Origin of the sequence: Tautonia sp. JC769 (genome assembly GCF_040717455.1) — a bacterium.
Lineage (GTDB): Bacteria > Planctomycetota > Planctomycetia > Isosphaerales > Isosphaeraceae > Tautonia.
In genome coordinates this window covers 76,556-94,398 of the sequence record NZ_JBFEFH010000027.1, presented here as the reverse complement: position 1 = coordinate 94,398, position 17,843 = coordinate 76,556, and the positions used below count along the sequence as shown (strand labels likewise).

General features: G+C 69.1%; 19 protein-coding genes. 15 read left to right on the top strand and 4 right to left on the bottom strand.

Features of this window, described 5'->3' with window-relative positions:
• Positions 1–372: hypothetical protein (locus AB1L88_RS22085; protein WP_367098861.1), on the bottom strand; the 372-nt coding region annotated here is incomplete at its 3' end.
• 610 nt (positions 373–982) lie between these two features.
• Here AB1L88_RS22085 and AB1L88_RS22080 point away from each other — a divergent pair.
• The 6 genes from AB1L88_RS22080 to AB1L88_RS22055 all read left to right on the top strand — a co-directional run bounded on the left by AB1L88_RS22080 (position 983) and on the right by AB1L88_RS22055 (position 6,938).
• Positions 983–2,578, top strand: coding sequence for a hypothetical protein (locus AB1L88_RS22080; protein ID WP_367098860.1), 1,596 nt, complete (start codon positions 983–985; stop codon positions 2,576–2,578).
• A gap of 399 nt (positions 2,579–2,977) precedes the next feature.
• Positions 2,978–3,421: a hypothetical protein gene (locus AB1L88_RS22075; RefSeq protein ID WP_367098859.1), complete on the top strand. Its 444-nt coding sequence runs from the start codon at positions 2,978–2,980 to the stop codon at positions 3,419–3,421.
• Positions 3,408–4,208 (top strand): CpsD/CapB family tyrosine-protein kinase, encoded by an 801-nt coding sequence (locus tag AB1L88_RS22070; RefSeq protein ID WP_367098858.1) that lies wholly within the window; start codon positions 3,408–3,410, stop codon positions 4,206–4,208. The genes AB1L88_RS22075 and AB1L88_RS22070 overlap by 14 nt, the downstream gene beginning before the upstream one ends.
• A gap of 81 nt (positions 4,209–4,289) precedes the next feature.
• Entirely contained in the window at positions 4,290–5,105 is an 816-nt protein-coding gene (locus AB1L88_RS22065) for an AAA family ATPase (RefSeq protein WP_367098857.1), read from the top strand.
• A 125-nt stretch (positions 5,106–5,230) separates the two neighbouring features.
• Positions 5,231–5,422 (top strand): hypothetical protein, encoded by a 192-nt coding sequence (locus AB1L88_RS22060; protein WP_367098856.1) that lies wholly within the window; start codon positions 5,231–5,233, stop codon positions 5,420–5,422.
• A 106-nt stretch (positions 5,423–5,528) separates the two neighbouring features.
• Positions 5,529–6,938 (top strand): carbon-nitrogen hydrolase family protein, encoded by a 1,410-nt coding sequence (locus tag AB1L88_RS22055; protein ID WP_367098855.1) that lies wholly within the window; start codon positions 5,529–5,531, stop codon positions 6,936–6,938.
• 858 nt (positions 6,939–7,796) lie between these two features.
• On the opposite strand, the gene AB1L88_RS22050 is transcribed toward AB1L88_RS22055, so the two are convergent.
• The 3 genes from AB1L88_RS22050 to AB1L88_RS22040 form a co-directional block, all read right to left on the bottom strand.
• A complete protein-coding gene (locus tag AB1L88_RS22050; RefSeq protein ID WP_367098854.1) occupies positions 7,797–8,102 on the bottom strand; it encodes a hypothetical protein in 306 nt (101 codons plus the stop codon).
• Between the two features lie 216 nt (positions 8,103–8,318).
• Positions 8,319–9,185: a glycosyltransferase family 2 protein gene (locus AB1L88_RS22045; protein ID WP_367098853.1), complete on the bottom strand. Its 867-nt coding sequence runs from the start codon at positions 9,183–9,185 to the stop codon at positions 8,319–8,321.
• A gap of 233 nt (positions 9,186–9,418) precedes the next feature.
• Complete coding sequence (locus AB1L88_RS22040) at positions 9,419–10,186, bottom strand: hypothetical protein (protein ID WP_367098852.1); 768 nt, start codon at positions 10,184–10,186, stop codon at positions 9,419–9,421.
• A gap of 431 nt (positions 10,187–10,617) precedes the next feature.
• On the opposite strand from AB1L88_RS22040, the gene AB1L88_RS22035 reads away from it, so the two are divergent.
• The 9 genes from AB1L88_RS22035 to AB1L88_RS21995 all read left to right on the top strand — a co-directional run bounded on the left by AB1L88_RS22035 (position 10,618) and on the right by AB1L88_RS21995 (position 17,810).
• Complete coding sequence (locus AB1L88_RS22035) at positions 10,618–11,220, top strand: hypothetical protein (RefSeq protein ID WP_367098851.1); 603 nt, start codon at positions 10,618–10,620, stop codon at positions 11,218–11,220.
• Positions 11,208–12,638, top strand: a complete 1,431-nt coding sequence (locus AB1L88_RS22030; RefSeq protein WP_367098850.1) for a DCC1-like thiol-disulfide oxidoreductase family protein — start codon at positions 11,208–11,210, stop codon at positions 12,636–12,638. Before AB1L88_RS22035 ends, AB1L88_RS22030 begins: the two co-directional genes overlap by 13 nt.
• Positions 12,635–13,003, top strand: coding sequence for a hypothetical protein (locus AB1L88_RS22025; RefSeq protein WP_367098849.1), 369 nt, complete (start codon positions 12,635–12,637; stop codon positions 13,001–13,003). The genes AB1L88_RS22030 and AB1L88_RS22025 overlap by 4 nt, the downstream gene beginning before the upstream one ends.
• A 72-nt stretch (positions 13,004–13,075) precedes the next feature.
• Positions 13,076–13,870 (top strand): inositol monophosphatase family protein, encoded by a 795-nt coding sequence (locus AB1L88_RS22020; protein WP_367098848.1) that lies wholly within the window; start codon positions 13,076–13,078, stop codon positions 13,868–13,870.
• A 336-nt stretch (positions 13,871–14,206) separates the two neighbouring features.
• The gene (gene cbiE / locus AB1L88_RS22015) at positions 14,207–15,469 is read left to right on the top strand and encodes a precorrin-6y C5,15-methyltransferase (decarboxylating) subunit CbiE (RefSeq protein WP_367098847.1); all 1,263 of its coding nucleotides are present in this window, start codon (positions 14,207–14,209) and stop codon (positions 15,467–15,469) included.
• 48 nt (positions 15,470–15,517) lie between these two features.
• Entirely contained in the window at positions 15,518–15,937 is a 420-nt protein-coding gene (locus AB1L88_RS22010) for a hypothetical protein (protein WP_367098846.1), read from the top strand.
• A 75-nt stretch (positions 15,938–16,012) separates the two neighbouring features.
• On the top strand, positions 16,013–16,750 hold the full coding sequence (locus tag AB1L88_RS22005; protein ID WP_367098845.1) for a Uma2 family endonuclease: 738 nt from the start codon (positions 16,013–16,015) through the stop codon (positions 16,748–16,750).
• A gap of 122 nt (positions 16,751–16,872) precedes the next feature.
• The gene (locus AB1L88_RS22000; protein ID WP_367098844.1) at positions 16,873–17,559 is read left to right on the top strand and encodes a heme-binding protein; all 687 of its coding nucleotides are present in this window, start codon (positions 16,873–16,875) and stop codon (positions 17,557–17,559) included.
• A 29-nt stretch (positions 17,560–17,588) separates the two neighbouring features.
• A complete protein-coding gene (locus AB1L88_RS21995) occupies positions 17,589–17,810 on the top strand; it encodes a hypothetical protein (RefSeq protein WP_367098843.1) in 222 nt (73 codons plus the stop codon).
• The last annotated feature ends 33 nt before the right edge of the window (positions 17,811–17,843 follow it).

Below are 17,843 nucleotides of genomic sequence, written 5' to 3'. Positions count from 1 at the left end.
CGGGGCCGGAGCCACCTTGGCCGGGGCCTGCGGGGCCGGAGCCACCTTGGCCGGCGCCTGCGGGGCCGGCATGACCTTCACAGGGGCCTGGGGGGCCGGAGCCACCTTGGCCGGCGCCTGCGGGGCCGGGGCGACCTTGGCCGGGGCCTGGGGAGCCGGGGCGACCTTGGCCGGGGCCTGCGGGGCCGGCATGACCTTCACAGGGGCCTGAGGAGCCGGCGCAACCTTGGCCGGCGCCTGCGGGGCCGGCATCACCTTGGCGGGGGCCTGAGCCGCCGGGGCGACCTGGGCAGTGGCGTGAACCATTTCGTGGCCGCCATGCCCGGTCCCCACGTTGCTCAGAGCAAGTGCTAGGACCAAAGCCTTGGTCATCGCGATAACCTCGAGGCAAAAGAAATTCGTGTCAGTACGTTCCGGTCGACGTCTCGATCGGTTACGGTGAGCAGATTCCCCGCTCCCCAGGCTCGCACCGACGTTCCCGTCGGGCGATCCGGAGGAGTTCAACCGTCACAAGCCTTCCCTGGCCTGTTCGGCCACTCAGCATTGTTTCGGTTTCAGCATCGAAGCTGAGTGGAGGGGTCATGAACGTCTCCCGCTCAGAACACCTCGATCTCGGGGACGACGGCAGGAATCGTGAATCGTCGCAGAGTCGGCCCAACCCGCGTCCTTACAAGGGCCACTCTCGATCCTCCGTCCGGGTGGTACCCTGGGTATCGGCCGTCCCCCCCCCTCGGATGAGGGATTTCGATGATCGAGGCGAGATGACAAACGGGGGAAATTTAGGGGGTATGACGAACGTGCTCAACATCCCCTCCATCGGCCCGGTTATTGCGTTGATCGACACTCACCGACGGGCCGAAACACTCTAGGCAATCTCTGCCGCTGAGCGTCCGCCCGAGCTCGGACACGGAATCGTTCGAGGCCGGCGGAGGCGGAGTCGGGCGCGACCCATGGACTTATGACGGGAATGACGGGAGGCAACATGCGTATCGGCAACGGGCTCAGAGGGGCGGCGGTCTGGGCCGTGATCGCCCTGACGGTGATTCCATCCGTATCCCGGGCGACGGCGCCTCAGGAGCGGGTGCAGCCAGTCCCCCTGGGCGGTGCTTTGTCGGATCAGCGCGGGGATCGGTTCTACGGGGTGTATATCCCCACCCGGTACGGCGGGACGTTGACGGTCACGGCCAGCGACGGCAAGGTCGACCGCATCGTCGGACCTGACGGACGCCCCCGCACCAACGGCGGAGAGGTCGGGCGCGACCAGCACGGCTGGTACACCTTCCTCATCTCGGATGCGAAAGACGCCTACACCGTCACGACAAAATTCGTCCAGGTCGGTGAAGCGACTCGGAAGCCCTGGAATTTCTACTACTGGCCGACCAAGGGCGACTCGATTCACGAACCGTGGGCCGGCGGCAATGGCCGCGTCGACACCACCTATGTCAATGGCGACGACATCCTGGTCGCCACGCCGGGCAGCTATATTGCCCCCGGGAAGGACATCGTCCTGCCCGGTCCCAACGGGATCCTGGAAACGCTGCCCGCCGCGGGAGACACCGCCACCTGGTTCCCCAACCTGTACGACGACCTGACCTGGAGGGGCCCCGAGGGCACGGTCTACTCCACCCCTTCCCCCCTGCTGAAGTATGACCAGCTGTTCAATACCCGGGCGCGCAACTGGGAAGCCTCGTACGCGCAGAGCCAGGACATCAACCGATGGCCGGGGCACTGCCTCGGCGGCGCCGTCTCGTCGATCCTGCTCAACGAGCCCGTCCCGGCCCCCGGTTCCGGCCTGACCCGAGACGAGCTGAAGGCCCTCTGGGCGGAGCTGGGAGAGAACCACCTGAACCACCGGATCGGCGATTACGCCACCGACATCCCGGCCGGCCCGCCCCGTCCCGGTTCCGATGAAACCGACCGCTTTGCTCCTCAGGTCCACCGGATGCTGGAGCAGCACGTCGTCGGGCGCCGTCAGCCGTTGCTCGGCAACCTGCGAGCCTTCCCCCCCAACGGCACGGCCGGCGAGGTCTGGAACCACGGCATCGGCAAGGTCACGACCACCTATTACGCCATGCCCGGCAAGGGAGAACGCTCGGTCCGCCTGCTCGTCGAGGTCGAGGCCAATACCGGCTCGAACCTCAACGAGAGCGATCCCAAGCCCCGCCTGGGCATCTACGAGTACACCCTCGTCTATGGCCTCGACGGCGAGATCGACCAGTCGAAGGCGTATCAGTCCGACTGGATCGCCGTGCGGGGTGACACCATGTACGCCCCGCTCAACGTCCTCGAACTCGCCGAGACCCGATGGCAGGGGCACAACCCCTATGTCAACGAGGCGAACATCCGATCGCTCGACCTGGCCAACGGCGGCAACCTGAACGGACGGCTGGCCGGTTCTCCGCCGCAGTTCCAGCCGGTCGCCTCGTACGAGGGGCTGGGGGGCGGCCGGCCGGCCGGCGGCGTCTTCCCCGGATTCGGCAACCTCGCCGGCTCCGGGCCGGGCTCGGCACCCGGCAACGACCTGCCGGGCGCCCCGGTCCCGCGACGGGGCGTGCTCTCTCGCCTGTTCGCGCGATAACCCCCCCTGCCCCGCTCGGAATGCCTGATCGACCGTCGTATGTCCGATGTCTCGTCGGCCCCCGTCCCATCGCCCCGGCGATGGGACGGGGGCCGTTTCGCTTCGGAGCGCCCGAGTCCGCGTGACGGATGGTCCTCCCCGAGAGACGGGCCGGCGCGATCGCCGCGACCCCGGCATCCCCCAAAACCCTCCAGGTCGCACACGCCGACCCCTACGCCCGGCACGGCCGTTCAAGTTTGCCCAGGGGGCCGGACGATCATCGGAATCAGGCGACGGACACCGGACCGTCGCCGCCCGAACCGCCCCGGCTCGCCATCGAACCGGAACCGCGACCGACCTCGACGCCCCTCAACCGGAGCCTCGCCGATGATCGGAAGCCCTTCTGTCCGCGAAGCAACGGTGAGCACGCGATCGGCGGCTCCCCGGACGGTCGCTCCTCCGGTCTTGATCGAGGTGCCCACGCTCCCCGGATCGGGGCCGCACCGGTCTCGGCCCGCTTCGCGGAGGCCGTCCGCGGCCGCCAGGCCCAGGCGTCGGCTTCGACGCGAGGTCCGGGTGGCGGGGCTGGCCCTCGTGATGGGATTGCTGGCCGTCTCGGCCGCCATCGCCGTCTGGTCTCGGGGATCGACGAACGCCGAGGCGGAGATGGCGGACGAGCCGGCCCCGATGGCCGAACCCTTCGCGATCGAGCTGGACGTCCCCATCCCCGATCCCGTGGATCCGGTCGATTCGGCCCCCTCGGACGATCCGGTCGAAATGCTGCCGGTCGCCTTCCCCGGCTACCTGTTGCCGGGGGAGAGCGATGGTGATGGCGAGGAGGAATACGGCCATGCGAGACCTTGATCAGGCCCTGGCCGACGCCTACGGCCGCGACCCGACCGGTCGCGCCCCGACCCGAGTCCCGAGCGACTCGCGGATCGTCGAGGCCCGGTCGCTCGAACCGCCGGCGGAGCCGGGGGCCGTCCCCCCCCCGCCCCACTTCCACGTGCCCGGACGACGCACCCAGCCCCTGACCTGGCCGGCCACCGTCCGGGCGTTGGAGCGCGAGCACGGCGCCCGGTTCGAGCACCTGGCCGATCACCTGATCGCGGCCCGCGACCGGGACCAGATCCGGGTCCTGCTCGTCACCAGTTGCCACCGGGCCGAGGGGCGGACGACCCTCGTCCTGACCGTCGCCCGGGCCCTGGCGCGCCGTCCGGGTCGCTTGCTCATCGTCGACGGCGACCTGGGCGGGCCGATGCTCGCCCGGCTGCTCGGCCTCAAGCCTCGGGTCGGGCTGGAAGACGTCGTCCTCGACAGCGTGCCCCTGGAGGAGGCCATCGTCGAGGTCCCCGACGACAACCTCAGCCTCCTCCCCTTGCGGGGCCCGGTCGCTCGCCCCCGAGAGTTCCTCCACGAGCCGGGATGGGCCTGCATGATGGCCCGCCTGAGGCGGTCGTACGACCTGATTTTGATCGACGGCAGCCCGCTGTTCACCGGGCTCTCGGCGGCGGTCCTCCACCGGCCCGTCGATGCGGCGGTGCTGGTCACGCATCGGGCCCTGACCGGCGAGCGGGCCCTGCTGCGTGCCCTGGAAGTGCTCGACGCCGGGAACATCCCCCTGCTCGGGCTGGCCGAGACGTTCGTCTGAGCCACCAGCCGGCTCGCCCCCGGGCCGCGTGACGGCGGCCGGCCCGAGTTTGGCGGATCGCGACCGATCCGGGAGTCCCCCGTGTACCTCGACCATTTCGAGCTGACCGCCCTGCCCTTCGCCGAGTCGATCGCGCCCGAGGCCCTGGTGCCGCTGGCGACCAGGGACGCGGCCCGGAGGCGATTGCGCTACGGCCTGGAGCAGGGACAGGGGCCGGTCCTGCTGTTCGGACCCGCCGGGTCGGGCAAGACGGTGGTGGCCGCGAGCCTCGCCCGGGAGCTCGGCGGCCGGACGGTCCACCTGTCCTACCCCGCCATGCCCGCCCCCCAATTGCTGGCCTTCCTGGCCGATGAGCTGGACGGCCTGCACCGCGCGGCGAGCGCCGAGGCCCCGGGCCTGCACGCGACCCTGCGACGCCTGAGGGCCCAGCTCGCCGGCCCCGCCTCGCGCGGCAAGCCCGTGCTGCTGATCGTGGATGAGGCCCAGTTGATCGACGATCGCGGCACGTTCGAGGCCCTGCGGCTGCTCCAGAACGTCTCCGGTGGCGGGCCCCCGGATCTCCGCGTCATGATCGTCGGGGCCCCCGAGGTCCTGCTGACCCTGCCGCCGAGCCTGGCCGATCGCCTGACCGCCCGCTACGCGCTCGGCCCGATGACCGAGGAGGAATCGGCCTCCTACGTCCTCGGCCGCCTGACCTGGGCCGGGGCGAGGGCCACGCTGTTCGACGACGAGCAGCTCCGAGCCCTCCACCTCCACGCCGAAGGGCTGCCGAGACGCCTGAACCGCCTGGCGGACCTGGCCCTGCTGATGGCCTTCGCCGAGGGGCTGGACCGCCCCGACTCCCGTTGCATCGCCGTCGCCGTCCGAGACGCCTGCCCCGACCCCCTGCTGGCCTGAAATCACTCCGCACCAGGGCTTGGCATCGAAATTGCTCTCTTTCCGTGCGTGCATGCGAGTCCTAGAATCGATTGTGCGATTCGATTCTCGCAATCGTGACGACCACGACGGATCGGAGAGAGACCATGCTGCTCGGATGGTTGGTGGACCCTCGGACGCATTTGATGGGGATCGGGCTGGTGATCGGCACGGTCCTGTTCTTCCCGGAGATGGCCGACGTGACCGATCAGGTCGAGGATCGGGCCGTCGAGACGATCGAGCGGGTGAGCGAAGACGCTCGGCTCGCGCTGGGACTCGAGTACGAAGCGATCGAGTGAGGCCATTGGGCCGGCACCGGCTTGCGAGGCCGACCGTCGAGGCGTTAGCTTCGGGGAGCCGGTCCGGGTCGGCGGGAGGTCGACGGGCCGGCGGGAGGCTCCCGCCATGATGATTGCCCCGCGGTCGCGTTCGGTGCTGGTCGTCGGTCTCGGTCTGATGGGGCCCTTGCTCTGCCCCCCGGGGGCGGCCCGGGCCGGGGAAGAGACCGGATCGGCCGCAATTCAGTGGCAGCCCGATGCGCCGAGAGACGAGATCCGCCCCGCGTTCCGCCAGGAACCGGGAGGCGGTCCGGGAGACGCCCCGCGCCTGGTGATCGAGGCCGATGACCGCGAGGGGCTTGATGGCGCCTGGGTGGGGACGATCCCGGTCGAGGGGGGCGAGTCGTATCGGTTCCGGGCCTTGCGAAAGGTTTCGGGGGTGCCGGTCCCTCGGATCAGCGCCGTGGCGATGATCCGCTGGCAGGACGACGACGGCCGACGGGTGGTGAACGACCGGGGGACGCTCGTCTCGGGGTTCCTCCGCCACTGGAACCGGCCGCCGGCCGAGGCGGAACATCCGACCGACGGCCCGACCGACGCCGAGGGCTGGACCGAGGTCTCGGGGACCTACCAGGCTCCCGGCGGGGCGACCCGGGCGGTGGTCGAGCTGCGGCTGCGATGGCCTGCCCCGCGGGGGAAGGTCGAGTGGAGTGCCGTGTCGATGGAGCGGGTCGAGCCGCTGCCGCCGAGGCGGGTCCGGCTGGCGACGGTCCACCACCGGCCGAGCGAGGGTTCGACGCCCGAATCCAAGCGGGACCAGTTCGCCCCGCTGATCGCCGAGGCGGCGCAGCAAGGGGCCGATCTGGTCGTCTTGCCGGAGACCCTGACCTATTTCGGCACCGGTCTTTCCTTTGCGGATGTGGCCGAGCCGATCCCCGGCCCCTCGACCGAGGCGTTCGGCCGGATGGCCCGGGAGCACGACCTGTACATCGTGGCCGGCCTGGTCGAGCGCGACGGGCACCTGCTCTACAACGTCGCGACCTTGATCGGGCCGGATGGGGAGCTGGTCGGCAGTTACCGCAAGGTGACCTTGCCCCCCGGGGAGTCGGACGCGGGGATCATGCCCGGCTCGGAGTACCCGGTCTTCGACACGAGGTTCGGCAAGGTCGGCCTGATGATCTGCTACGACGGCTTCTTCCCCGAGGTCGCCCGCCAACTGACGATCAACGGCGCCGAGGTGATCGCCTGGCCCGTCTGGGGCTGCAACCCGCACCTGGCCGAGGCCCGGGCGGCCGAGAATCACGTCTTCGTCATCAGCAGCACCTACGAGGACGTCTCCTCGAACTGGATGATCTCGGCCATCTATGACCGATCGGGCAGCGTCCTGCAGCAGGCGACGGAATGGGGGACGGTGGCCATCGCCGAGGTGGACCTGAACCAGCCGACCGAGTGGCCCAGCCTGGGCGACTTCCGCTCGAAGATCGATCGCCATCGGCCGGCCAGCGACCTCGAACGCACGACCGCCGAGCAGCCCTGAGAGACGGCCTGATCTTGATCCGGTGCGCCATTGACGGTTGCCGGATCGCCGGAGGCGATTGAGGGTTACGGCAAAATCCCTCAATCGTTTCGGGAGCCGTGCGCCGGGCGATCGCCGGGTCTTGTCCCAAGATGCCATCGTGGGGGAGTGGGCAGAGCCTGGCGAAGCGTGCGCGGCCTGGTGCGCGGGGTGCTCACGGCTCGGTGCGCCGAAGGGGTTGAACGGAATGGCAAGCCCGGTCAGGAGTTGGGGCGAACAATCGGATTCGTTTCGGGAATCGTGCCGGGAAAGCCTCGCGGGGACGGAGGGGCGGGTGGAGTCGGGCCGGGCGTTCAGGGATGGCTTGAGGGGGCGGGGGCGTCGGAGCAGGTCGTCGGCAAGGGCTGTGCGCGGCCGGTGCGCTATCCGTGCGCGGCTCGGTGCGCCGCGACAGATCGACGGAACCTGGAACCCGGACAACAACTTGCGTCCGAAATCCGGATTCGTTTCGGCAGTCGAGGCGCAAGCCGACGACGGAGAGATCACCATGACAGGGGGATCACGAAACGGGCGGTCGGCTCATCGGTGATCAGATCGCGGCATGGCTCGGCCGTCGGATCGGGGAAAGGACGGCCGCCGCGGTCGGGAACAAATCAAGGAGAGGCACGATCGAGAAGGAGGAACGCGGCTCAGTCGGTCGTGCGGTCCAACACCGACGGTGATCCTTCTCTGATAGGATCGGGGAATGGAGGGGCGGCAGTCACAGGAAAACGGCAAAACAGGAAGGAAGCGCAAAAAAACGGCCCCGGATGCGAACACCCGGGGCCGTGGGGCAGACGCTCACTGCTGAGCGTGTGGTCGATCGAGCAGACCGAGACCTCAGGGGGTCGCGGGCTCTTCGGTCGGGGCGGGCTCGGGGGTCTCTTCGACCGGGGCGGGAGCCGGCTCGACCGGGATGTCGGCCTCGGGGGCCGGGGCGACGGTCTCGTCGCCAGGGGCGGGCTCGACGACGTCGGCCTCGTAGTCGTCGACGATGACTTCATCACCACCGAGGGACGAGTCGGCGCCGATGGTCTCGTCGGCCGGGGCGACCTCGTCGCCTCCGGTGTCGCAGCCGGCCAGGACGGCGGCGGCGAGGAGCATCGGGGAGAGCTTCAGCCAGTCGGTCAGTCGCGAGAAGGTCATGGGAGTGAGTCTCGTAGAGGGAGAATCGGGAAGTCCAGTCCGTCAGATCGCGTCGGGCCGTCGTTGCCGGTCGGGTCGATCGACCGGGCGATGGGGCCACGATTCCGATCGGCGTCCAAGGGCGGTTGGCTTCGAGGCCACGCCGCCGAGGCCGATACTCCCTAGTACGGCGATCCCCGGGCGGAGCGTTGGAGGGTTCTGCCGAAGAATTTCGGATCAGTCGACGAAGGCGTAGCGGAGGATGCAGTAGAGGGCCCGGAGGCCGTCGCGGAGGGGCCGGATGTGCTTGCCCTCCTCGAAGCTGCGGCCGTGGTAGCTGACCGGGGTCTCGTAGATGCGGCACTTGCGGCCGCGGCGCCCCCCTTCGGCGGGGAAGCGGAAGCGGGCGACCTTGGCGGTGACTTCCGGCTCGAAGCCGAAGCGGTCGCTCTTGAGGGTGATCCCCTGGATGATCTCGCGGCGGAAGACCTTGTAGCAGACTTCCATGTCGGTCAGGTTCAGGTTGGTGAACATGTTCGACAGGAAGGTCAGCCCCCGGTTGGCGACGGCGTGCCAGAAGAGGTGGACCCGGTGCGTCTCGCCGATGAACCGGGAGCCGAAGACGACGTCGGCGCGGCCGTCGACGATCGGCTGGATGAGCCGGGGGTACTCGGCCGGGTCGTATTCGAGGTCGGCGTCCTGGACGATGACCAGGTCGCCGGTGGCGTGGGCGAATCCGGTGCGGAGGGCCGCCCCTTTCCCTTGATTCTCGGCGTGGAAGAGGATCTTGAGGTCGGGCTGGGGGTCGCTCCCCTCGGGGGTCCAGCTCTGGAGCAAGTCTCGGGTGCCGTCGGTCGAGCAGTCGTCGATGAGGATGATCTGCTTGGTGACGGGGGTTTCCCGGACCCGGCGGAGGATCTCGTCGATCGTCCGCTTCTCATTGTAGACGGGCATGACGACCGAGAGGACCAGCTCCTCGGGGATGCGGAAGAGGCCGAGCCGGCGGCTGCTGGCATCGCCGAGCGTCTCCATGAGCCAGTCGAGCCGGAGCCTCGGGTTCTCGGGCACGTGCGGGGGGGTCGGCGGATTCGGGTTCGGATCCATCGTCGGGCAAATCCTTACAGCTCCGGTGGCAAACACGGGGTCCTTGGGCAACCGGTAAGGACGTGACCCCGACACAGGATCATTATCTATCCCGAAAGTTCGTGCCTCGTAAAGACCAAGCCGCGCAGGGGGACGGCCCGGGCCGCCCGGCATGGGGCGACTCGGGCCGTGGCGATCCGAACGATCGGGGAGATCGGGATGCGCCCGATCGGGTCCGAACCGAGGGGATCCGCTCAGGTGTTGGGGTCGTCGATCGGCAGGTCGCCGAAGTCGAGGTCGTCACCCACGGGGGGGGTGGGGGGCTCGGTCGGGACCGAGGGGTCGTCGACGGCGGGGGCGGGCTCCTCGACGGTCGGCTCGACGGCCTCGGCCGGTTCCTCGACGGCGTCCGGCTGGGACGGGGGGGCGGGGTAGGACGTCGCCGGGGCGGTGCCGCCGTACGCCTGGGGAGAGGACTTGCCCGGGGTGGTCATGATGGCCCCCTGGGGCGAGCCGTAGGCCGCCTGGGGGGAGACCGCCGGCGTGTAGGTGCCGAAGACGGGCATGTCGTAGTTGGTCACGCCGATCGCGCCCGAGTAGCAGGCGTCGTAGTAGGTCGGGCCGTAGGAGGCCGAGTAGCAGGCGTCGTAGCAGGAGGAATAGCACGACGAGTAGCACGAGTCGTAGCAGGCCGACCGCTTGTGCTTATGCTTGCCGAACATGCCGCCGAACAGGCCCTTGCCGCCGAAGCAGGAGAAGAGGCCCCCGTGCTTCTTGTACGAGACGGTGCTGTAGCACGAGTCGTAGCAGGACGAGTAGCACGAGTCGTAGCAGGAGCCATAGGCGGTTTGCGTGAAGCCGCCGCCGTAGCAGGCCGAGTAGCACGAGTCGTAGCAGGCGTCGGAGACGATCGACCCGCCGTAGCAGGACGAATAGCAGGCGTCGTAGACCGGCGCGTGATTGACCGAGTGATGGCAGCCCAGCCCGCTGAGGGCCAGGAGCATGACCATGGTTCCCTGCATCGCGATGTGTCTCCCTCAGGTTGCGAGACGATGGAGTCGTTCGTGTCGATTGGGCCAATCGAGTCGAGACGGTCGCGCCCGTGTCGTATTGAAGTCACCGGTGAGCAACACGAGCCCGAGCTTTCGAGCAATCCGCGTTCCGGGACATCTGACCGCAAAGAACCCGTTTTACGCAGACCACCCATTTCGGAAAACTTGAATCTTCCGCTGGCGATTCTAATTTGCCGAAACGCGCGGATCAACTCTTTTTTGGCAAAATAGCGGAATGAGGTCGAATTGGGAAAGTGGGATTGCAATTCCGATTAGCTGGCCTCGCGGGCCTCGATGTGGGGTCGGGGGCGTCGGCGGGCCTGGGATCGGGTAAGCTGGAGGGGACGATCCCAGGATCGGGGGGCGGAGCGAAGGCAAGGGTGCGGGGGAGGGGCGACGCGATGGCCGAGCACGGCGAGGGATCGGACGGGCCGCGATGGCCCGGCTGGGCGAGGCTGGGGGTCTCGGCCCTGGTGATCTGGCATGGGCTGGCGGTCCTGGTGGCGGTCCTGGCGGCGCCGCCGTCGTCGGAGCTGCAACGCTCGGTGGCCGACCTGTTCCGGGCCTATTACCGGGTGGCGGATCAGGGGTATTCGTACCGCTATTACACGGCCGGGGCGCCGCCGACGCCGATCGTGACGGCCCTGCTCGAATTCGAGGACGGCCGATCGGAGGAGCTCCGGATCCCGGATCGGTCGCTGCGGCCTCGCCTGCGATTTCAAAGGCACCTGGCGCTGGCCTACCACCTGTTCGAGGAGGTCCGCCGCGCCCCGCGCGACCCGGCGACCGGGGACAGCCGGAGCCGCTGGGCGGCCTCGTACGCCCGGCACCTCTGCCGCGAGAATCCGGGGTGCCGGCGGGTGGTCCTGTTCCTGCAAGACCACCTGAACCCGACCCCGGACGAGCTGATGGAGGCGGCGGAGCAAGGCCGGACGATCGACGTGGAAGATCGGCGTTATTACGGCGATCGCCAGCGGATTGGAGTCTACCTGTGCGACGATTGATCACCGGGCCGGCGGCCTACTTCGCCTCCCTCGGCCGGGCGACGGCGCGGGGCTGGGACGCCTTCCTGTTCCGGCCGGCCGACCCGACGCCGGTGGGCCTGATCCGCCTGGCCCTGGGGCTGCTGTTGCTCTGGGATTTCGCGATCTTGGGGCTGGATCTGCATGCCTTCCTCGGGTCGGGCGGCTGGGCCGATCCGGAGGCGCTGGCGTTCTTCCGGGACCTGGAGCGGGACCGCTGGAGCTGGTCGCTCTGGTCGTTCGTGCCCGATCCCCTGCTCGTGCCGGCGTATGTCGGGTGCCTGGTAGTCTTGCTGCTGTTCACGGTCGGCCTGTGGAGCCGGACGACGGCGGTCCTGGCGTGGTTGATCGTGGTGTCGACCGTCAGAAGGGCGCCGGTGATGGTCTTCGGCTTCGACCAGGCGGCGTCGATGGTGGCGTTGTACCTGGCGGTGACGGGGGCGAGCGGGCGGGCGGTGTCGCTCGATCGGTTCTTCGGGCGGCTGAAGGGGACGAAAGAGGCGGTGGACCGGGGGCGATCGGCGACCCCGCTGGAGGGCCCGGAGGGGGACGGCCGGCCGAGGGGGTCGATCGCGGCCAATCTCTGCCTGCGGTTGATCCAGGTGCACCTCTGCATCATCTACGGCCTGGCGGGCCTGGCGAAGCTCCAGCATCCGATCTGGTGGGAGGGGTATGCCTTCATGAGCCTGCTCGGCTATGCCGAGTTCCGCCCGGTCGACCTGACCTGGCTGGCGCGCTGGCCGATGCTCTTGATGCTCTTCTCGCACGGGGCGTTGTGGCTGGAGATTCTTTATCCGGTTTTGGTGTGGGTGGGAAGGCTCCGCCCGCTGGTGATCAGCCTGACGATCGCCCTGCACCTGGGGATCGCCGTGACGATGGGGCTGTACGAGTTCGCCCTGGCGATGATCGTGGCCAACCTGGCGTTCGCCTCGGGGCCGTGGCTGCGGAGCCTGGTGACGGGGAAGGATCCGGAACCGCTGAAGGTGCTGTATGATGGGGCGTGCGGGATGTGTCGGGCCTCGGTGGCGATGGGAAGCGCGGCCGACCCGGGGCGGATGGTCGATTGGATCGACGTGACCACAATGGACGTGAAAACGGTGCATCCGGGATTGGACGAGCGGGCGAGCCTGGAGTCGGTGCACAGCGTCGGGCCGGGCGACCGGATCCGGTCGGGATTCGAGACGGTGGTGGCGGTGGCACGCCGCGTGCCCCTGGTCTGGCCATTGGGGCTGCTCGGCGGCTTGCCGGGCGTCTCGAGCGTGGGCCAGGCGCTGTACGAGATGGTCTCCGCACGTCGGCGACGTGACCCGGCGTGGGACAAACGGCCGAAAGGCCCCGATCCCCAAAAAGGAACCACCAGGCCGCCCAATCGACCCGAGAAACCGAGGGCCCGCCGATGATCCGCGATCCGAACCTTCCGAACGCCGAGCACGGCTCCGAGGAGCCGATGGTCCCTCGCGTCTTCCTGAGAGAGCCCGGCTGGCGGGTCGGGATGAAGATCGGCAGCGAGCGGGAATTTTGCCACAGCATGGCGCCGGGGGACGACGCGTATCATCGCCTGGCCGACGGCGAGGTGTTCCTCTACTCGCCCGAGGAGCGGCTCTGCCTGCCCTGCGCCGACCGCCGCGGATTATTGCACTACGAGCCGAAGGGGCTCCGCCAGCCGATGCGGACCTTCGAGCTGGAAGGCCCGGCCCTGCCGGGCGAGACGTTCAAGGTGATCGAGCGCAGGACGGGATCGGAGCCCGATTCGGACGAGTCCTGACGCGGCGCCCGGTGTCTCCTGTTATTGTGTGAGCGTTTCGATTTCTTCATTCTTTTCCCTCCCGGAATCCCCATGCCGCCCGTCGATCCGTATGCCGAGGAACTGGAGTTCGTCAAGTCGCTCGCCCGGGAGGCGGCCGAGATCGCCCGGGGTCGATGCACGCGGGTCCGGCCGCAGGAGAAGGAGGCGAACCTCGGCTACGTGACCGACCTCGACCACGACCTGGAGCGCCTGGTGCGGAGCCGTTTGGGTGAGCGGTTCCCCGACGACCTGCTGACGGGCGAGGAATACGCGAACGAGGGCGGGTCGGGGCCGAGGCGGTGGTCGATCGACCCGATCGACGGCACGGGGAACCTGGTGCACGGCCTGCCGATCTGGGCGGTGAGCATCGGCCTGATCGACCGGGGAGAGCCGGTGCTGGGGGTCATCGCCCTGCCGATGCTGGGGGAGCTGTACTGGGCGACCCGAGGCGGGGGCGCCTGGCGGGACGGCGAGCCGATCCGCGCGGCCGACGATCAGGACGGGTTCCATCAGCAGGACAATGTGTGCATCGGCACGAACGCGCTGCGGGTGATCGACCCGAGGAGCGTGGTCGGCCGGCTGCGGGACCTGGGGTCGTGCTGCTCGGAGCTGGTCTGGGTGGCCTGCGGCCGGCTGGTCGCCGTCTGCCACCTGGGGGAGAAGGCACACGACCTGGCCGCCGGGGCGGTGATCGCCCACGAGGCCGGGTGCCGGTTCGGGACGATCGAGGGGCGGAGCCTGACCCCCGCCGAACTGATCGCCGAGACGCCGATCACGGTCCCCACGTTCACGGCCCCGCCGAGACGCCTGCAGGCGTTGATGAGCAACACCACGCGATTGCCGTAGCATCCCCCGGTTCGTGACGATTGCAACGCAGTGGCGGTTGCCATTTTGGTAGGGTGCCGTCGAGTCTTCGAAGACGCACCGATCCGGTTCGGCTTATCGGTGGTGCGTCTTCGAAGACTCGACGGCACCCTACGCGAGCAATCTTGCAATCCTCCCGGGCGCCGGTCCGGGTGGCTTCGATTCCGAGGGGGCGGCTGGTATCCTGGGAACGATCCGGGCGGGGTCGCGATGCGACGCGATCCGGCCGAGACGAGCACGAGGGGCCTTGAGGCGATCGGTGCGCCTCGGGATCGAATCGACGAGCGAACGGCGAAGCCGGCAGGAGGGCCAACCACGGTGGCCGAATCGACGAACAAGGTCGTGATCGTGGGGGTGGGGGACGACGGCCTGGCGGGCCTGACCGAATCGGCCCGCGGCATCCTGGCCGGGGCCGACCTGATCCTCGGGTCGCCGTCGTCCCTGAAGACGGTCGAGGAGCTGGGGGTGCCGACCGTGGCCCTGTCGAGCGACATGGTCGAGGCGGTCGATCAGGTCCGGCAGGTGATGGAATCGGACGCCGAGCGGCCCGTCCTGGTGAGCACCGGCGACCCCTTGTTCTACGGGATCGCCCGCTACCTCTGCGAACGGCTCGGCAAGGAGCGGTTCGAGATCGTCCCGCACGTCAGCAGCATGCAACTGGCCTTCGCCCGGGTGAAGGAAAGCTGGGACGACGCCTATCTTGCCAACCTCGGCGCGAGGCCGGTCGAGGCGATCGTCTCTCGGATCCGGAACGCCGAGAAGGTCGGCCTGTTCTCGAGCGATCGCTGCCCGCCCTGGAAGCTCGCCCGGGCGATGCTCGATCGCGGGATCGAGGACTACCGGGCCTTCGTCTGCGAGCACCTCGGCTCTCCCGACGAGCGGGTGACGCAGGCGAGCCTGGCCGAGCTGGCGGAGATGGAATTCGACCCCTTGCACGTCTTGATTTTGGTGCGGTCGGTCGACCACTCGGCCCGGGCCGATCAACTGGCCGGTCGGTTGCGGTTCGGCAACCCGGACGAGCTGTTCTTCCAGAATCTTCCCCGGCGATCGCTGGTGACGACGGCCGAGGTGCGGTCGATCGCGCTGGCGCAGTTGAACATCCGGGCCGATTCGGTCGTCTGGGACGTGGGGGCGGGGACGGGGTCGGTGGCGGTCGAGGCGGCCATGCTCGCCCCCGGCGGCCGTGTCTTCGCGATCGAGCCGAGGGCCGACGACCTGTCCCTGATCCCGATCAACGCCGAGAAGTTCGGCGTGACGAACGTCACGCCGGTCGCCGGGCGGGCCCCCGATGCCCTGGCCGACTTGCCCGACCCGGACGCGGTGTTCATCGGCGGCACGGGGCGACACGTCGGGTCGATCCTGCGGGCGGCCTATCAGCGATTGCGCCCCGGGGGCCGGATGGCGGTCAACGTGGCGTCGATCGAGGCGCTGGTCGAGGCCCACCGCCTGCTCAAGGAACTGGCCCGAGACGTCCAGGTCTGGGACGTGCACATCTCCCGGGGGGTCGAGCAGCTCGACCGCCTGCGGTTCCACTCGACCAGCCCGAGCTACCTGCTGGCCGTGGGCAAGACGGCCGATTGACGCGAGCGGCGATGGCCGGGGCGAGATCCTGACGCAGGAGCGATTCCGATGGGGCACTGGGGCGTGCGCAGTTACGAGGTCGACGAGGCGAACGACGCGATCGACGCGGGGATGGATCGCGTGCACGGCCGGGCCTACGACGACCTGATGAGCGATCGCAACCCGATGCCCGTCGAGCAGGTCCACCGGCAGCTCGCCAACCCGGAGACGCTGGCCGAGGCGATTGCGGCGGTCGAGGAGGACTTCGGCGCCGATCGCGACGCCTGGGACGAGGTGGCCCGGCTGGCCTTTTGCGGCGTCGTGGTGCTCCATGCCGAGCTGGGGGTGCCGGTGGCCGACGACCTGCGCGACCTGGCCGCCCGGTGGCTGGAGGCCGAGGAACTGGACTGGGCCCCCCAGCCGAAGCGCGACGCCCGCCGTCGCAGGGAAATCGAGCTGCTGCGGCGATCGGCGGGGGAGGAAGCCTGACGCGCGACCGATGCCGTGACTGATCCGACCGCGACCGCCTCGGCGATTCTGCCTCCCAAACGAGGGACGTTTGCGATGAGCACCTCGGCACACTCTTCGGCCCCGGCGACGATTCACTATCCCGACAGCGACGGCAAGCCGATGGCCGACAACACGTTGCAGTTCCAGTGGGTCGTGACGATCAAGGAAGGGCTCGACGCCCTGTTCCGGGATCGGCCGGACGTATTCGTGGCGGGGGATCTGCTCTGGTACCCGGTCGAGGGGAACCCGAAGCTCTGCCAGGCGCCGGACGCCCTGGTCGTCTTCGGGAGGCCGAAGGGATACCGGGGCTCGTACAAGCAGTGGCAGGAAGGGGGCATTGCGCCTCAGGTGGTCTTCGAGGTGCATTCCCCGAACAACCGGGCGGAGGAAATGACTCGAAAGGCCCTCTTCTACCGGCGCCACGGGGTCGAGGAATATTACCTCTATAACCCCGAGAACGGCGCCCTCTCCGGCTGGCTTCGCGAGGGGGACGAGCTGCTCGAGATCCCCGAGCCCCGCGGCTGGACCAGCCCCCGGCTCGGCGTCCGGTTCGAGGTCGAGGGGACCGACCTTCGCCTGATCCGCCCCGATGGCCGATGCTTCCGCTCGTATCCGGAACTGGTCGAGGACTGGGAACGCGAGGAGGCTCGCGCGGAACAGGAACGGACTCGGGCCGAGCAGGAACGACTCCGGGCCGAGCAGGAACACGCCCGGGCCGAGCAGGAACACGCCCGGGCCGAGCGGTTGGCCGAGCGGTTGCGAGCCATGGGGATCGACCCGGAATCGCTTTGAGGGGTCGGCACGCTTGACGAGGGGGGGAGCGGTGCGTATCCCAACACAGGGGGTTGAATCCGTCAGTTCGACACTCGCCCCCCCTTTGCCAATCGACTCGAGCCGCCCCGAGGACGACCCGCATGAACGCCGCCCCCGTTGTTCGACTGCTGGCCTTCTGTCTCATGGCCTCCCCTGCCCTGGCCCAGCAAGGCGACCTGCCGCCGCCGGATGCCCCGCTGCCGGAGGGCTTCCCCGATCCGACGGGGCCGGGGACCATCGAGGTCAAGCAGTACCCGGCCTACCGCAGCGCCTGGACGAAGGGGGACGCGATGAGCATGCGCTCGGGCGACATGCTCTTCTTCTGGCTGTTTCGGCACATCAGCGAGCGCAAGGTGGAGATGACCGCGCCGGTGATCAACACCTACCTCGACCCGGAGATCGCCGTCGACCCGTCGCTCCGGGGCGACCTGTCGATGGAGTTCCTCTACGAACGGCCCGATCAGGGGGAGGCCGGCAAGGGGGTCGGCCCGGTCGAGGTGAAGGACTTCGCGCCGATGACCGTGGTGGCCCTCGGTTATCAGGGGGAGATGAGCCCCGAGGAGATGGCCGACGGCGTGAAGCGCCTGCGGTCCTGGATCGACGAGCACGCCGCCGAGTGGGCCGAGGCCGGCCCGCCGCGACGGCTCGGCTATCATGGCCCGATGACCCCGGCCGATCGTCGGCTCTGGGAGGTTCAGATTCCCGTGAAACCGGCCGGCGAGGCTCCCCAGCCGGAAGCCGACGCCGAACCGGGCGAGTCGACGACCGAGACGCCCGAGGATTCCTGAAACCCCGAACCGCCTGAGACGAAGGTGTCATGCATCTGGGATTGATGTACGCAGCCCTGGTGGCGACCGGAGCGATTCCGCCCGACGGCCGCCCCGTCCCCGCCCCGAACCCCGGGCCCAGGCCCCGCAACCATCACGCGAAGGCCGGCATCAGCCCCGAGCCGGTCGGCGATCACGCGGGGCTCGCCTGCGACCCGGAGGGACTGGCGGGGTGTTCGACCGGGTCGACGATCGAAGCGATCGCCTCCTGATCGGGCTCGATTCGAACGACCGCGCCCGCCCCG

Bases quoted from the DNA above. Each gene is read 5' to 3' on its own strand.
- AB1L88_RS22080 (WP_367098860.1), top strand. From the start codon at position 983: ATGCGTATCGGCAACGGGCTCAGAGGGGCGGCGGTCTGGGCCGTGATC.
- AB1L88_RS22070 (WP_367098858.1), top strand. From the start codon at position 3,408: ATGCGAGACCTTGATCAGGCCCTGGCCGACGCCTACGGCCGCGACCCG.
- AB1L88_RS22060 (WP_367098856.1), top strand. From the start codon at position 5,231: ATGCTGCTCGGATGGTTGGTGGACCCTCGGACGCATTTGATGGGGATC.
- AB1L88_RS22055 (WP_367098855.1), top strand. From the start codon at position 5,529: ATGATGATTGCCCCGCGGTCGCGTTCGGTGCTGGTCGTCGGTCTCGGT.
- AB1L88_RS22050 (WP_367098854.1), bottom strand. From the start codon at position 8,102: ATGACCTTCTCGCGACTGACCGACTGGCTGAAGCTCTCCCCGATGCTC.
- AB1L88_RS22045 (WP_367098853.1), bottom strand. From the start codon at position 9,185: ATGGATCCGAACCCGAATCCGCCGACCCCCCCGCACGTGCCCGAGAAC.
- AB1L88_RS22040 (WP_367098852.1), bottom strand. From the start codon at position 10,186: ATGCAGGGAACCATGGTCATGCTCCTGGCCCTCAGCGGGCTGGGCTGC.
- AB1L88_RS22035 (WP_367098851.1), top strand. From the start codon at position 10,618: ATGGCCGAGCACGGCGAGGGATCGGACGGGCCGCGATGGCCCGGCTGG.
- AB1L88_RS22025 (WP_367098849.1), top strand. From the start codon at position 12,635: ATGATCCGCGATCCGAACCTTCCGAACGCCGAGCACGGCTCCGAGGAG.
- AB1L88_RS22020 (WP_367098848.1), top strand. From the start codon at position 13,076: ATGCCGCCCGTCGATCCGTATGCCGAGGAACTGGAGTTCGTCAAGTCG.
- AB1L88_RS22010 (WP_367098846.1), top strand. From the start codon at position 15,518: ATGGGGCACTGGGGCGTGCGCAGTTACGAGGTCGACGAGGCGAACGAC.
- AB1L88_RS22005 (WP_367098845.1), top strand. From the start codon at position 16,013: ATGAGCACCTCGGCACACTCTTCGGCCCCGGCGACGATTCACTATCCC.
- AB1L88_RS22000 (WP_367098844.1), top strand. From the start codon at position 16,873: ATGAACGCCGCCCCCGTTGTTCGACTGCTGGCCTTCTGTCTCATGGCC.
- AB1L88_RS21995 (WP_367098843.1), top strand. From the start codon at position 17,589: ATGCATCTGGGATTGATGTACGCAGCCCTGGTGGCGACCGGAGCGATT.